General features: G+C 65.2%; 10 protein-coding genes. 6 read left to right on the plus strand and 4 right to left on the minus strand.

Annotated elements, in window-relative coordinates; all coding sequences use genetic code 11:
- The first annotated feature begins 210 nt into the window (after positions 1 to 210).
- Genes CAF78_RS03190 through nagZ form a run of 3 tightly spaced genes read left to right on the plus strand, consistent with a single transcriptional unit; the run spans position 211 to position 2,504 of the window.
- Positions 211 to 918 carry a TetR/AcrR family transcriptional regulator gene (locus CAF78_RS03190; RefSeq protein WP_085674813.1) on the plus strand — a complete coding sequence of 236 codons (708 nt, stop codon included), beginning with the start codon at positions 211 to 213 and terminating at the stop codon, positions 916 to 918.
- A 40-nt stretch (positions 919 to 958) separates the two neighbouring features.
- Positions 959 to 1,483: a L,D-transpeptidase gene (locus tag CAF78_RS03195; protein ID WP_085674811.1), complete on the plus strand. Its 525-nt coding sequence runs from the start codon at positions 959 to 961 to the stop codon at positions 1,481 to 1,483.
- A gap of 22 nt (positions 1,484 to 1,505) precedes the next feature.
- On the plus strand, positions 1,506 to 2,504 hold the full coding sequence (gene nagZ, locus CAF78_RS03200) for a beta-N-acetylhexosaminidase (RefSeq protein ID WP_177408498.1): 999 nt from the start codon (positions 1,506 to 1,508) through the stop codon (positions 2,502 to 2,504).
- Between the two features lie 120 nt (positions 2,505 to 2,624).
- Here the strand turns inward: nagZ and CAF78_RS03205 are convergent, their stop codons facing one another.
- Genes CAF78_RS03205 through mfd form a run of 3 tightly spaced genes read right to left on the minus strand, consistent with a single transcriptional unit; the run spans position 2,625 to position 9,969 of the window.
- Positions 2,625 to 5,933: a DEAD/DEAH box helicase gene (locus tag CAF78_RS03205; protein WP_085674808.1), complete on the minus strand. Its 3,309-nt coding sequence runs from the start codon at positions 5,931 to 5,933 to the stop codon at positions 2,625 to 2,627.
- 4 nt (positions 5,934 to 5,937) lie between these two features.
- Entirely contained in the window at positions 5,938 to 6,510 is a 573-nt protein-coding gene (locus CAF78_RS03210) for a CsiV family protein (protein WP_085674806.1), read from the minus strand.
- Positions 6,511 to 6,519: 9 nt separating this feature from the next.
- Positions 6,520 to 9,969, minus strand: a complete 3,450-nt coding sequence (gene mfd / locus CAF78_RS03215) for a transcription-repair coupling factor (protein ID WP_085674805.1) — start codon at positions 9,967 to 9,969, stop codon at positions 6,520 to 6,522.
- Between the two features lie 168 nt (positions 9,970 to 10,137).
- Between mfd and CAF78_RS03220 the strand changes: the two genes are divergently transcribed.
- The 3 genes from CAF78_RS03220 to sthA all read left to right on the plus strand — a co-directional run bounded on the left by CAF78_RS03220 (position 10,138) and on the right by sthA (position 14,393).
- Complete coding sequence (locus tag CAF78_RS03220) at positions 10,138 to 11,601, plus strand: glyceraldehyde-3-phosphate dehydrogenase (RefSeq protein ID WP_085674803.1); 1,464 nt, start codon at positions 10,138 to 10,140, stop codon at positions 11,599 to 11,601.
- A 223-nt stretch (positions 11,602 to 11,824) separates the two neighbouring features.
- Positions 11,825 to 12,796: an FAD:protein FMN transferase gene (locus tag CAF78_RS03225; protein WP_143515005.1), complete on the plus strand. Its 972-nt coding sequence runs from the start codon at positions 11,825 to 11,827 to the stop codon at positions 12,794 to 12,796.
- A gap of 202 nt (positions 12,797 to 12,998) precedes the next feature.
- Positions 12,999 to 14,393 carry a Si-specific NAD(P)(+) transhydrogenase gene (gene sthA, locus CAF78_RS03230; RefSeq protein WP_079227162.1) on the plus strand — a complete coding sequence of 465 codons (1,395 nt, stop codon included), beginning with the start codon at positions 12,999 to 13,001 and terminating at the stop codon, positions 14,391 to 14,393.
- Positions 14,394 to 14,441: 48 nt separating this feature from the next.
- Here sthA and CAF78_RS03235 read toward each other — a convergent pair whose 3' ends face one another.
- Positions 14,442 to 15,158, minus strand: a complete 717-nt coding sequence (locus tag CAF78_RS03235; protein WP_085674799.1) for a glycerophosphodiester phosphodiesterase — start codon at positions 15,156 to 15,158, stop codon at positions 14,442 to 14,444.
- Positions 15,159 to 15,178 lie beyond the last annotated feature (20 nt).

Genomic DNA, 15,178 nt, shown 5'->3' on the forward strand with positions numbered 1-15,178 from the left:
CAGGCGCTCTGTCTTTTTATACAGTGACTGGAATTATATACAGTACTGGATGCGCTGCAAGCACAATGCAGCAGGAAAAACGCAGGATGACGCTTGCAGCCTGCATCCTGGCGCTTTTAAATGGCGACCGCCCAGTCACCGAGCCTTGACAGATGCAGGCCTGAAACGTATGTTTCAAACACCTGTTTGTCTCTGTCTGGCGGAGTAGTAATGGCCCAATCTGAAACCGTTGAACGCATTCTCGATGCTGCCGAGCAGCTGTTCGCGGAAAGAGGCTTTGCGGAAACCTCGTTACGGCTGATTACCAGCAAGGCCGGGGTCAACCTCGCAGCGGTCAACTACCATTTCGGCTCGAAGAAGGCTCTGATCCAGGCGGTCTTCTCGCGCTTCCTCGGGCCGTTCTGCGCCAGCCTCGAGCGCGAGCTGGAGCGGCGTCAGGCCAAGCCAGAGCAGAAGCCCAGCCTTGAAGAGCTGCTGGAAATGCTGGTGGAACAGGCGCTGGCCGTGCAGCCGCGCAGCAACAACGACCTGTCGATCTTCATGCGCCTGCTGGGCCTGGCCTTCAGCCAGAGCCAGGGCCATCTGCGGCGCTATCTCGAGGACATGTACGGCAAGGTGTTTCGGCGCTACATGCTGCTGGTCAACGAAGCCGCACCGCGCATTCCGCCGCTTGAGCTGTTCTGGCGCGTGCACTTCATGCTGGGTGCCGCGGCGTTCAGCATGTCCGGGATCAAGGCGCTGCGCGCCATTGCCGAGACCGATTTCGGCATCAACACTTCGATCGAGCAGGTCATGCGCCTGATGGTGCCGTTCCTGGCTGCCGGCATGCGCGCCGACACGGGCGTCACCGACAACGCCATGGCCAGCGCCCAGCTGCGCCCGCGCAGCAAGACCGGCAGCGCCACCGTCAAGGCCTGAAGGCTGGGCGGGGCAGGGCGCTTCGGCTAAGCTAGCGCCCATGCCTGACCTCGATTTCCTGCACATCTCCCTCGCCGACCAGCGCCTCTACGGCTTTGCCCAAGGGCAGTTGCGCGTGCGCCTTGCGGTATCCACCGCGCGCAATGGCGCAGGCGAGCGCAACGGCTCGGGTTGCACGCCGCGCGGGCTGCACCAGGTGCGTGCGCGGATCGGCGCAGGCTTGCCGGTCAATGCCGTGCTGCAAGGCCGGCGCTGGGCGGGCGAGGTCTGGTCGCCGGCACTGCATGCGCAGCATCCCGGTCGTGACTGGATCCTGACCCGCATCCTGTGGCTGAGCGGCTGCGAGCCGGGCATCAACCGCCTGGGCAGCGTTGACACCTTCCGCCGCTACATCTATCTGCACGGCACGCCTGACACGGAACCCTTGGGCGTGCCGCTGTCCCATGGCTGCATACGTTTGCGCAACACCGACCTGCTTGGCCTGTTCGAGCGAGTACCGGCACATTGCCCGGTGCGCATCGACGAGGCCGCCTGCCCCCAGTGGGCTTCACTGAATCTGCAATGAAGGATTGCCTATGACCGCCAGCCTGCAAGGCTCCCTGATGGTGGATATCGCCGGTAAATGGCTGACTGCCGAGGATCGCCAGCTCCTGCGCCAGCCGGAAGTGGCCGGCCTGATCATCTTCGCCCGCAACATCGACAGCCCGCGCCAGGTGCGTGAGCTGTGCGCCTCGATCCGCGCCATCCGCCCCGACCTGATCCTGGCGGTCGACCAGGAAGGCGGGCGGGTGCAGCGCCTGCGCCAGGGCTTCGTACGCCTGCCGGCGATGCGCGCCATCGCCGACAATGCCAATGCCGAGTACCTGGCCGAACAGTGCGGCTGGCTGATGGCAACCGAAGTGCTGGCGGTCGGCCTGGACCTGAGCTTCGCCCCGGTGCTCGACCTCGATCACCAGCGCAGTGCGGTGGTTGGCAGCCGTGCCTTCGAAGGCGACCCGCAGCGCGCCACGCAGCTGGCCGGGGCCTTTATCCGCGGCATGAATGCAGCGGGCATGGCGGCCTGTGGCAAGCACTTCCCGGGGCATGGCTGGGCCGAGGCGGATTCGCACGTGGCGATTCCTACCGACGAGCGCAGCCTCGAGCAGCTGCGCCAGGCGGACCTGGTGCCGTTTTCCCGCCTCAGCGGGCAACTGGCGGCGGTGATGCCGGCGCATGTCATCTACCCACAGGTCGACAGCCAGCCGGCCGGGTTCTCGCGGCGCTGGCTGCAGGACATCCTGCGTGGCGAGCTGGGCTTCGATGGGGTGATCTTCAGTGACGACCTGTCGATGGCCGGTGCACATGTGGTGGGTGACGCGGCCAATCGTATCGAGGCGGCGCTGAGCGCCGGTTGCGACATGGGCCTGGTGTGCAATGACCGGGCGGCGGCGGAGCTGGCGTTGACTGCCGCGCAGCGTTTGAAGGTCAAGCCGTCACCGCGCATTGCGCAGATGCGCGGGCGTGGCTTTGCCCGTACCGATTATCGCCAGCAGCCGCGTTGGCTGGAGGCCCTGGGGGCCTTGAAGGAAGCCCAGCTGGTTGATTGACCTTACTGGCCTCTTCGCGGGCGCGCCCGCTCCCACAGGGATTGCGCTACGCTCAAGGCCGGCGCCATCTCTGTGGGAGCGGGCGTGCCCGCGAAGAGGCCAGTACAGGAAAAGCCGGTCTTAGCGGGCTCGCTTGCCAGGTAGCGGGGCAAACAGCGCGTCGATCTCGTCATCGCCAAGCCGCCACTGCCCGGCCTGCCCGCCATCGAGCAGGCTCGCCGCCAGCGCGGCCTTCTCCTGCTGCAGCGCCTGGATCTTCTCTTCCACCGTCCCGCGGGTAATCAGCTTGAACACGAACACCGGCTTGTCCTGGCCAATCCGGTAGGCGCGGTCGGTCGCCTGGTTCTCGCTGGCCGGGTTCCACCACGGGTCGAAGTGGATCACGGTGTCGGCCGCAGTCAGGTTCAGCCCCACACCCCCAGCCTTCAGGCTGATCAGGAACACTTCGCTGTCACCCTGCTGGAACTGCTGCACCGGCGTGCGCCGGTCGCGGGTGTCGCCGGTGAGCAGGCTGTAGCGGATCTTGCGCTTTTCCAGCTCCTGCTCGATCAGCGCCAGCATCGAGGTGAACTGCGAGAACAGCAGCACCCGGCGCCCCTCGCTGAGCAGCTCTTCAAGCATCTCCAGCAGTGCACCGAGCTTGCCTTTGTCGGCCTGGTTGCCTTTGGTCTCGACCCCTTTGACCAGGCGCAGGTCGCAGCACACCTGGCGCAACTTGAGCAGGGCGTCGAGGATCACGATCTGGCTGCGTGCCGCGCCATTGCGGGCGATTTCGTCGCGGACCTTCTTGTCCATGGCCACCCGCACCGCTTCGTAGGTGTCGCGCTGGGCATCGCTGAGTTCGACCCAGTGCACCATTTCGGTCTTGGCCGGCAGCTCGGTGGCCACCTGTTCCTTGGTGCGGCGCAGCAGGAACGGGCGCACCCGGCTGACCAGGTGGGCCAGGCGCTCGGCATCGGCGTGGCGCTCGATCGGGGTGCGGTAATCCTGGTTGAAGCGCTTCACGTCACCCAGCCAGCCGGGCATGAGGAAGTGGAAGATCGACCACAGCTCGCCCAGGTTGTTTTCCATCGGCGTGCCGGTCAGGCACAGGCGCTGGTTGGCCTGCAGCTCGCAGACGGCGAGGGCGGCCTTGCTGGTGCTGCTTTTGATGTTCTGCGCCTCGTCCAGCACCAGCACATGCCAGGCTTGCGCGCGCAGGTGCTCCAGGTCGCGCGGTACCAGGGCGTAGGTGCTGAGCACCAGGTCGTATTCGTGCAGCTTGGCAAAATGCTTGCTGCGGCCCGGGCCGTGCAGGGCCAGCACGCGCAGGCCGGGGGCAAAGCGTTGGGCTTCGTCGAGCCAGTTGGGCACCAGGCTGGTGGGCATCACCGCCAGTGCCGGGGCGCTCAGGCGGCCGGACTGTTTTTCCAGCAGCAGGTGGGCCAGGGCCTGCAGGGTCTTGCCCAGGCCCATGTCATCGCCAAGGATGCCGCCGGTGCCCATTTCGCGCAGCGCCTGCAGCCAGTTCAGGCCTTGCTGCTGGTAAGGGCGCAGGGTGGCGTTGAGCCCGCTCGGCACTTCGACCTGCAGGTCGCGGGCATCGCGCAGGCGCCGGCCAAGGTCGCGCACATGGGCACCGCCTTCCCAGTGCAGTGGCAAGTGCGCGATCTCGTTCAGGCGTGCAGCGTCGGCGCGGTCCATGCGCAGGCTCGGGCCGACCGCGTCCTCGTGCAGGTACAGCTCGCCGAGGGTACCCATCACCGCCTTGATGCGGCCATAGGGTAGGGCGACGCGCAGCGCCGGGCTGTCCAGGCGGCCACGGTTGAGGTCGATCAGCAGGTGCTCGTCGTCGCTGCGCCGTGCCAGCTCGCTGGGGCGCAGCAGCTCGGGGTTGCTGCGCAGCAGTTGCAGCACGATCGGCAGCAGGCTGTGGCGCTGGCCCTCGACCACGATGCCCAGCTCCAGGTCGAACCATTCATGCCCGGGTGCTTCGTCGATGCTGGCGTACCAGTCGTCCACCTCCTGCAGGTTGAAGGCGAAGTCACGGTGGATATCGATGTCCCACCCAGCCTCGCGCAAGCGCGGCAGGCCGTCGCGGGCGAAGCGCAGCCAGGCCTCGTCGTCAGGCAGCTGGAGCATCTCGCCAGCGCTGTCGGGCAGGGCCTTGCTCTGGCGGGTGGCGGGCTTGAAACCGAGGTCGCGCAGCACCTTGCGCAGCGCCTGTTCGGCCTGGGGCTGGCGGCGGATGCGCTGGCTGGTGGCGTCGATCAGGCGGGTCAGTGGTTTGTCGTCGCTGCCGCTGGCGCGCAGGCCGTCGTAGTCGAACGCCAGCGCGGCGCGGTGCTGCATCTGCCGCTGCATGCGCCCGGTCTTGGGCATGTAGGCACTGAATTCGAGGCTGCCGAGGGTAAGGTGCGGCCTGGGCTGCAGGTCGTCGATGAGTTGTTCGTCCAGCGTGGTCGGCGTAGGGAGCTGGTGGTTCAAGGCGTTGAGCTTGTGGCTGAGAGGCACGACGAGGTGTTCCGGAACGTCAGGAGCGATGGTCAGTTGCAGGGCAATGTGCGGATCGAGGCTGTGTTCGAGCTTGCCCACCACGCTGCGGGTGAAATCGAAGTAATAAAGTGGCAGCAGCGCAATCACGCAGTTCAGCGGCGTTTCGCCGTGATACCAGATGCCGCGATAGTGACCATTGTCCAGGCGCACCCAGCGGAATTCGGCTGTAAGCGCAGGGCCTTCGCGCAGCAGGGGCTTGCTTTCGTCGCAGAGCATGCGGCCGGTGTCCAGCGCGCGCTGGAACAGCTCGCCGCCTTCGCGGCCTTTGAGCGGGTAGCCGCGGTCCTGGCCACCGGCCTGATTCAATGCCGAAAGCAGGCGCAGGATGCGGATGTCCTCTTCCTGGACGAAGCGCGGGGGTTCGTAAAGGAATTCGTAGAGTGACTGCACGCGGCTATAGCGCAGGCCCTGCTCTTCGCGTATGCCTTTGCGAACCCGCAGTGCACAACCGGGTTCTTCAGTCAGCCTGAGCTGGTAGCAGACCATGCGCCCGCGTTTGTCGTGGGTTTCGGCGGGCTCCTGCACGGGTTGCTCGAGGCCTTTGAGCCAGCGCTGCAGGTCGGCCGGTAGTGCGTCACCGTCACTTTTCGCCGTTGCCTGCGGCTCGCTCAAGACGAACAGCGCGGCGGCGCAATGCTTGCAGTTGTGCCCCACCGGGCAGCTGCACTGGCCGCGTACGTGGCAGCGACCCGCCAGGGCGGTGAGGGTGATCTTCTGCCGATAAGGGCTGCCCTCGCTGCCGCGACAGCTGGCTTCGATGAGCGGGCCACTGCAGTGCTCGATCTCTACTCGGTCTTCTCGGGCGTAACGCTCGCCGCGCTGCAGGACCGGGCCGGTGAACGACTGGGTCCAGTTCGGGTATTCGCGCAGCAACTGGAGAGCGTCGCGGCTCATGGCATCACTGCTCCATCATCTCCGGGTCCATCACTGGCATCTTCGGTGTGCCCGGTGCCGTGACCTTCAGCAGCAGTGCCAGGTGGCCGCCATCGAGGAAGGTCAGCAGGCCGCTTTTCATGTTGCTGTTGCTCTGCTTGAACTGCTCGCTCTGCAGTACGTTGCCGTTGCTGTCGAGCTGGTTGACCCAGAAGTTGGCGGCTACGGCGATGAAGCGACCCTCGGTGATGCTCAGGTTGCCTTCGATCGGGAAGTGGCCGAACTGCTCTGCGCCTGAACCCAGGGCGATGCGGCTCGGCTCGCTGCCAACCGGTTGCTGCCAGGCTTTGTGCAGCAGCACGGTGTAGTCGGCGGTGGCCTCCAGCCGGGTGGCCTCGTCCTGCAGCGCCAACGGGCGTTCGGCGCCTTTGTCCAGGCGTGGGGCGCCCGCGCTCCAGTCTTCCGGGGCGAACGGGCTGGTGAAGGCGGGCACGCTGTTCTGCCGCACCAGAATCATTTCCACCTGATACATGCCTTCGGCGAAGGCGGCTGGCGCGAACAGCGCGATCAGCAGGGTCAGGCAACGGATGCTACGCATGGATCTTCCTTAGGCAGGCTGTGGGGTCAGGCGCTCGAACAGCGCCTCCAGGGTATTGAAGCGTTCTTCGGGGCGTTCCATCGGGACCAGGAAACGGAACTGCGTGGCGCCTTCGAACTTGTAGCGTTTGGGCTGGCCCTGGATCAGCTTGATCAGGGTCAGCGGGTCGACCGGGGTCTCGGCCTCGAATTCGAGCTTGCCGCCATTGGGGCCGGCGTCGACTTTCTTGATGCCGAGCGTTTCCGCCTGCAGCTTGAGCAAGGTCAGGCGCATCAGGTTCTTGGTCGGCTCGGGGAGCAGGCCGAAGCGGTCGATCATCTCCACTTGCAGGTCCTTGAGGCCGTCTTCGTCGGCCGCCGAGGCGATGCGCTTGTAGAGGATCAGGCGCGCATGCACGTCGGGCAGGTAGTCCTCGGGGATCAGTGCCGGCAGGCGCAGGTTGATTTCCGGGCCGCCGCCCAGCGGTTGCTCGAGGTTTGGCTGGGTACCTTTGCGGATGGCCTTGACCGCGCGTTCGAGCATTTCCATGTACAGGGTGAAGCCCACCGCCTGGATCTGCCCGCTCTGGCCTTCGCCCAGCAGTTCGCCGGCACCGCGGATTTCCAGGTCGTTGGTGGCCAGGACGAAGCCGGCACCCAGGTCCTGGGTGTTGGCGATGGCTTCCAGGCGTTTCTCGGCGTCGGCGCTGATCTTCTGCCGCTGTGGCGTCAGCAGGTAGGCGTAGGCCTGGTGGTGGCTGCGGCCGACACGGCCACGCAGCTGGTGCAACTGGGCCAGGCCGAACTTGTCGGCGCGCTCGATGACGATGGTGTTGGCGCTCGGCACGTCGATGCCGGTCTCGATGATGGTCGAGGCGATCAGCACGTTGAAGCGCTTGTGGTAGAAGTCGCTCATCACCTGTTCCAGTTCGCGCTCGCGCATCTGCCCGTGGCCGATGCCGATACGCGCTTCCGGGACCAGCTCGGCCAGTTCGGCGGCGCACTTCTCGATGGTTTTCACGTCGTTGTGCAGGTAGTACACCTGGCCGCCGCGCAACAGCTCACGCAGCAGCGCTTCCTTGACCGTGCTCTTGTTCTGCTCCATGACGAAGGTGCGCACCGACAGGCGCCGCGCCGGCGGGGTGGCGATGATCGACAGGTCGCGCATGCCCGCCACCGCCATGTTCAGCGTGCGCGGGATCGGTGTGGCGGTCAGGGTGAGGATGTCCACCTCGCTGCGCAGGGCCTTGAGCTGCTCCTTCTGGCGCACACCGAAGCGGTGCTCCTCGTCGATGATCGCCAGGCCCAGGTCCTTGAAGCGCACGTCATCCTGCAGCAGCTTGTGGGTGCCGATGAGGATGTCGATCTTGCCTTCGGCAAGGTCGGCGGCGGCGGCGGCCACTTCCTTGGCCGACTTGAAGCGGCTCATCACCTCGACCTTCACCGGCCATTCGGCGAAGCGGTCGCGGAAGCTGTTGTAGTGCTGCTGGGCGAGCAGGGTGGTCGGCACCAGCACCGCCACCTGGCGGCCGCTGTGCACGGCGATGAAGGCTGCGCGCATGGCCACTTCGGTCTTGCCGAAACCGACGTCGCCGCACACCAGGCGGTCCATCGGCTTGGGCGCCAGCATGTCGACCCGCACCGCCTCGATGGCCGCTTGCTGGTCGGGGGTTTCCTCGAACGGGAAGCCTGCGCTGAAAGTGGCGTAGTCGGCGGCCGGGTCGGCAAACGCATAGCCCTTGCGCGCGGCGCGGCGGGCGTAGATGTCGAGCAACTCGGCCGCCACGTCGCGAACCTGCTCGGCGGCCTTGCGCTTGGCTTTCTGCCAGGCTTCGGAGCCCAGCCGGTGCAGCGGCGCCAGGGCGTCATCGCTGCCGGTGTAGCGGGCGATCAGGTGCAGGTTGGCCACCGGCACGTACAGCTTGGCGCCCTCGGCGTATTCCAGGGTGAGGAATTCGGCGGCCTGGCCGTCGATTTCCAGGGTGGCCAGGCCCAGGTAGCGGCCCACGCCATGGTCGATGTGCACCACCGGCGCGCCTTCGCGCAGCTCGGTGAGGTTCTTGATCACCGCGTCGTTGGCGGCCTCGCCACGCTTTTCGCGGCGCCGGCGTTGCATCACGCGCTGGCCGAACAGCGGGCTCTCGGCAACCAGTGCGACGGCCGGGTCATCCAGTAGCAGGCCATCGTCCAGCGGGGCGATGGTGATTGCCAGGCGCTCGCGGCCGGTAATGAAGTCGGCCCAGCCGTCGACCGTCTGCGGGCGCAGCTTGAGGCGTTCGAGCAGCTCCAGCAGCACCTCGCGGCGGCCCGCCGATTCGGCGGTGAACAGCACGCGGCCGCTGAACTGGTCGAGGAATTCGGCCAGCGCCGCCAACGGCTGGTTGGCCTTGGCTTCGATGGCCAGGTTGGGCAGGGCGCGCGCGGGGAATCGCTCGCGGCCGGCGCCGGCTTCGATGTCGTCGGCGCTGACCACCACCCGTGGCCACTGCTTGAGCTGGGCGAAGCAGTCTTCCACGGGCAGGAACAGTTCGGCCGGCGGCAGCAGCGGGCGGGTCAGGTCGCCACGGCGCTCCTCATAGCGCCCGCGCACGTCGTTCCAGAAGTGCTCGGCGGCCTGCTCGACACCCGGCAGCGAGAACACCTGGGTGTCGGCGGGCAGGTAGTCGAACAGAGTCGCGGTTTCTTCGAAGAACAGTGGCAGGTAGTACTCGATGCCGGCAGGGATGATGCCGCTGGCCAGGTCCTGAAAGATCGCGCTGCGGCGGAAGTCGACATCGAAACGTTCGCGGAAACGCGCCTTGAAGCGGGTCACCTCTTCCTTCTGCATGGGGAACTCGCGCGCCGGCAGCAGGCGGATCGAGTCGACCTTGTCGATCGAGCGCTGGGTCTCCGGGTCGAAGGTGCGCAGGGTTTCGATCTCGTCATCGAACAGGTCGATGCGATAAGGCAGCTTGCTGCCCATCGGGAACAGGTCGATCAGTGCGCCACGCACGGCGAACTCACCATGCTCGTAGACCGTGTCGACGCAGCGGTAGCCGGTAGCCTCCAGGCGCGTGCGCATCTGCTCGACGTCGATGGTCTGGCCCACGTCCAGCACCAGGCTGCTGCCGAGCAGGAAACGGGTCGGTGCCAGGCGGTGCAGTGCGGTGGTGATCGGCACTACCAGAATGCCGTGGCTCAGCTCCGGCAGCCGGTAGAGGCTGGCGATGCGCTGGGAAATGATGTCCTGGTGCGGCGAGAACAGGTCGTAGGGCAGGGTTTCCCAATCGGGGAACGGCAGCACCGGCAGGTCCGGGGCAAAGAAGCGAAGCTCCTGTTCCAGACGATCGGCGGCCTGGCTGTCGGCGGTCAGCAGCAGCGTAAAGCGGCCCGCGCTGCTGGCGGCCTCGGCGATGGCCAGGCTGAGGGCGGCACCGGGCAGGTTGCCCCAGGTTTGTTTGCCGGCCGTGGCCGACATTTGCGGTAGGCGCAGAACTGACACGGGAGATTGCACTCCAAGCGTTGCGGCAAAGAGATCGATTGTACCGGTGACGGTGCCTGCTGTCAGGCTCGACAGGCCATGAACAGCGGGCTTTGCCATCGGCGACAGGCGCTCATTGCCGGTTACGCACAGGGGCGTCATAATGTAGCCCCTTTTTTCTGTCCCTACATGTGGAAGGTTCCCGTGACTCAGAAGCCCGACCAGTGTCTTGGTGAGTGGATCGATCGTGAAGCGTTGGCTGAAGCGATGATCCCGCTTATCGGTCAGCTCTACCGCAACAACAATGTGGTGAGCTCGATTTATGGCCGTAGCCTGATCAACCGTTCGGTTATCTCGATCCTCAAAGCCCACCGCTTTGCGCGTCACCGTCAGACCGACGAGACCGAACTGTCCGTACACGAGACATTCCCCCTGCTCAAGGCCATCAGCGAGCTGAAACTGGGCGCCGCTTCGGTCGACCTGGGCAAGCTGGCCAACAAGTTCAAGCAGGAAGGCAACGGCCGCACTGCCGAGCAGTTCGTCCGTGAAGAACTGGCCGACGTGGTTGGCCAGCAGAACGCTTCGGCCCGCAAGGGTACCGACGTCGTCCTGTACGGCTTCGGCCGCATCGGCCGCCTGCTGGCGCGCATCCTGATCGAAAAGACCGGTGGTGGCGACGGCCTGCGCCTGCGTGCCATCGTCGTGCGCAAAGGCGCCGAGAACGATCTGGTCAAGCGTGCCAGCCTGCTGCGCCGTGACTCGGTGCATGGCCCGTTCGATGGCACCATCACCATCGACGAAGCCAACAACACCCTCACCGCCAACGGCAACCTGATCCAGATCATCTACGCCAAGAGCCCGAGCGAAGTCGACTACACCCAGTACGGCATCGAAAACGCGCTGATCGTCGACAACACCGGCGTATGGCGTGACGCCGACGGCCTGGGCCAGCACCTGGCCTGCCCGGGCGCTGCCCGCGTGATCCTCACCGCACCTGGCAAGGGCGCGCTGAAGAACATCGTGCACGGCATCAACCACGGCGACATCACTGCCGATGACAAGATCATCTCGGCAGCGTCCTGCACCACCAACGCCATCGTGCCGGTGCTCAAGGCCATCAACGACCAGTACGGCATCGTCAACGGCCACGTCGAAACCGTTCACTCGTTCACCAACGACCAGAACCTGATCGACAACTTCCACAAGGGCAGCCGCCGTGGCCGTGCCGCGCCGCTGAACATGGTCATCACCGAAACCGGCGCCGCCACCGCTGCCGCCAAGGCACTGCCAGTGCTCAAGGGCAAGCTGACCGGCAACGCCATTCGCGTTCCGACGCCGAACGTTTCGATGGCCATTCTCAACCTGAACCTCGAGAAGCCGACCACCCGCGACGAGATCAACGAGTACCTGCGCCAGACCGCCATGCACTCGGAACTGCACAAGCAGATCGACTACGTCAGCTCGCAGGAAGTGGTTTCGACCGACTTCGTCGGTTCGCGCCACGCCGGTGTGGTGGATGCCGAGGCGACCATCGCCAACGACAACCGCGTTGTCCTGTACGTCTGGTACGACAACGAATTCGGTTACAGCTGCCAGGTGGTTCGCGTGATGGAAGAGATGTCGGGTGTGAACCCGCCAGCGTTTCCACGCTGATCCGCTTGTAAGCGCATGAAAAAACGGGAACCTTCGGGTTCCCGTTTTTTTTGCCTGACATTTGTTGTCGTTGTGCCGGCCTTTTCGCGGGCAAGCCCGCTCCCACAGGGATACCACTGGTTTCAAGGCTTGTGATATCCCTGTGGAAGCGGGCTTGCCCGCGAAAAGGCCGGTACAGACGATCGAGATCTCGATATTGCGTGCATTACTTTCAATCCTGCTGATGCTCCTGACCGCCTGCAATCAGGGCCCGACCCTGGAGCGCCTCGGCGGCCCGACCATGGGCAGCAGCTACAGCATCCAGTACGTCCGCGAGCCTGGCGGCCCGGCACCGGCCCAGGTCCAGGCGGCGGTCGAGGCCATCCTCAACGACATCGACCAGCATTATTCGACCTATCGCGGCGATTCCACCGTCAGCCAGTTCAACCTGCTGCCCGCCAACCAGTGCATGGCCTTGCCGCCCGACATGCTCGAACTGGTCGCCCTCGGCCAGCACCTGGCCGAACTGAGCGACGGCGCTTTCGACCTCACTGTCGAACCGCTGCTCGACCTCTGGGGTTTCGGCCCGCAGGCCCGCCATGAGCAGGTGCCCGACCCGCAGGCTCTGGCCCTGGCCCGTGAGCGCGTCGGCTACCGCCACTTGCGCATCGACGGCCAGGCACTGTGCAAGGATGCCCCGGTGCAGCTGGACTTCAACAGCATCGCCGCCGGCCACGCTGTCGACCTGATCGCCGAGCGCCTGCGCGCCATGGGTGTGACCCGTTTTGTCGCCGAAGTCACCGGCGAGCTCAAGGCCGCGGGCCGCAAGCCCGACGGCAGCCCCTGGCGCATCGCCCTGGAGTTGCCGCGCGAAGACCGCCAGATCGCCCGCCAGATCATCCCGGTCAATGGCCTGGGGGTGTCGACCTCGGGTGACTATCGCCACTATTTCGAGGAGAATGGCCGGCGCTATTCGCACACCTTCGATGCCCGCCTCGGGCGCCCGGTCGACCACGACCTGGCCGCGGTTACCGTGCTTGAACGCTCGACGCTGCAGGCCGATGGTTATTCGACCCTGCTGCTGATCCTGGGGCCGGAGCGCGGCTGGGATTTTGCCGTGGCCCATGATCTGGCCGCGGTTTTGGTGACTCGGGCCGAAGGTGGCTTCGTCTCCCGAGCTACCCCCGCGTTCGAGCAGGCGGTGAAAGGCGATTGAAAGCGTTGGCAGGGATGATCGCCGCCAGGGATCGGTGAATGACATGTAGTGCAGGCAAAATTGGCCTACGACGCGACCAAGGGTTAATGTGCGCGGCGTTCACGCTTGATTAGACTGCACCCGAATTTTCTCATGACGCCCCGGCGGCATGATCGAGTCCCGCGGGTAACCGTAACCCCGGGCCAGTTCTGAAGGAGTACGCATGGCTGTCTACAACTACGACGTAGTGGTGCTGGGTTCCGGCCCGGCCGGTGAAGGCGCGGCAATGAACGCCGCCAAAGCGGGGCGCAAGGTGGCAATGGTCGACAGCCGCCGTCAGGTCGGCGGCAACTGCACCCACCTGGGCACCATCCCGTCCAAGGCGCTGCGTCACTCGGTGCGGCAGATCATGCAGTTCAACACCAACCCGATGTTCCGTGCCATCGGTGAGCCGCGCTGGTTCTCGTTCCCTGACGTGCTCAAGAGCGCCGAGAAGGTCATCGCCAAGCAGGTCGCTTCGCGTACCGGCTACTACGCCCGCAACCGCGTCGATGTGTTCTTCGGCACCGGCAGCTTCGCCGACGAGCAGACCGTCGAAGTGGTCTGCCCCAACGGTGTGGTGGAAAAGCTCAACGCCAAGCACATCATCATCGCCACCGGCTCGCGCCCGTACCGCCCGGCCGACATCGACTTCCACCACCCACGCGTCTATGACAGCGATACCATCCTCAGCCTCAGCCACACCCCGCGCAAGCTGATCGTCTACGGCGCCGGCGTGATCGGTTGCGAGTACGCCTCGATCTTCAGTGGCCTGGGCGTGCTGGTGGAACTGGTCGACAACCGCGGCCAGTTGCTGAGCTTCCTGGACTCGGAAATTTCCCAGGCGCTGAGCTACCACTTCAGCAACAACAACATCACCGTACGCCACAACGAGGAGTACGAGCGGGTCGAGGGCCTGGACAACGGGGTGATCCTGCACCTGAAGTCGGGCAAGAAGATCAAGGCCGACGCCTTGCTGTGGTGCAACGGCCGTACCGGCAACACCGACAAGCTGGGCCTGGAAAACATCGGCATCAAGGTCAACAGCCGCGGCCAGATCGAGGTCGACGAGGCCTACCGCACCACCGTGCCGAACATCTACGGCGCCGGTGACGTGATCGGCTGGCCAAGCCTGGCCAGTGCTGCCCACGACCAGGGCCGTTCGGCCGCTGGCAGCATCGTCGACAACGGCAGCTGGCGCTTCGTCAACGACGTGCCGACCGGCATCTACACCATCCCGGAGATCAGCTCGATCGGCAAGAACGAGCAAGAGCTGACCCAGGCCAAGGTGCCTTACGAAGTGGGCAAGGCGTTCTTCAAGAGCATGGCGCGTGCGCAGATCGCCGGCGAGCCGCAAGGCATGCTGAAGATCCTGTTCCACCGCGAAACCCTGGAAATCCTCGGCGTGCACTGCTTCGGCTACCAGGCTTCGGAAATCGTTCACATCGGCCAGGCGATCATGAACCAGCCGGGCGAGCAGAACAATCTGAAGTACTTCGTCAACACCACGTTCAACTACCCGACCATGGCCGAAGCCTATCGGGTAGCTGCCTACGACGGCCTGAACCGGCTTTTTTAAGCGGCTCCGGCCGGTGGCCTGAGCCGGTCGGGGAGACCGATTTCAGCCCTACCCGAGGGTGGTCTTGGCCAAACCGGGAAAGTCTGTAATCAGGCTGTCCACGCCAAAATCAGCGAGCCGGCGCATCAGTGCCGGTTCGTTGACCGTCCATACCGACACATGCAAGCCCTGGCCTTGTGCTTTGAGCAGGCGTTCAGGGGTGCACAGTGTCCAGTTCAATGCCAGCAGCTCGCAGCCATAGTTCTGCGCGACCTTCAGCGGGTCGAGCCAGGCGTACTCGGCAACCAGCCCGCGCTTCACATCCGGTACCAGCTCCTGGGCTGCACCCAGCACTTCCCGTGAACTGGAGGTGATGGTCACCTTGTCCAGCAGGCCGTACTGCTGCGCCAGTTCGCGGATCGCCAGCACGGTGGTGGCGGCGCGGGTGCGCGAGGCGCTCTTGACCTCCAGCTGCCAGTGCTCGAAAGCGCATTTCTCGAACAGCTCTTCGAGCTTCGGAATAGGGCAGGGTTGAACGTGCCCGGGGCCGCCCTTGCGCGCATCGATGCGGACCAGTTCGGCGGCCGGGTGCTCGACCACCTTGCCGCGCCGGCCGGTGGTGCGCTTGAGGGTGGGGTCGTGGATCACCATCAGCTCGTTGTCGGCCGACAGGTGCAGGTCCAGTTCGCAGCGGTTGACGCCGTGGGACAGGCACTGCTGAAAACTCTTCAGGGTATTTTCGGGGGCTTCGCCCTTGGCGCCGCGGTGGCCGTAGATCAGGGTCACGTTCGTTCCTTCAAATCAGG

The organism is Pseudomonas sp. R28(2017), from assembly GCF_002112505.1.
Taxonomy (GTDB): Bacteria; Pseudomonadota; Gammaproteobacteria; order Pseudomonadales; family Pseudomonadaceae; genus Aquipseudomonas.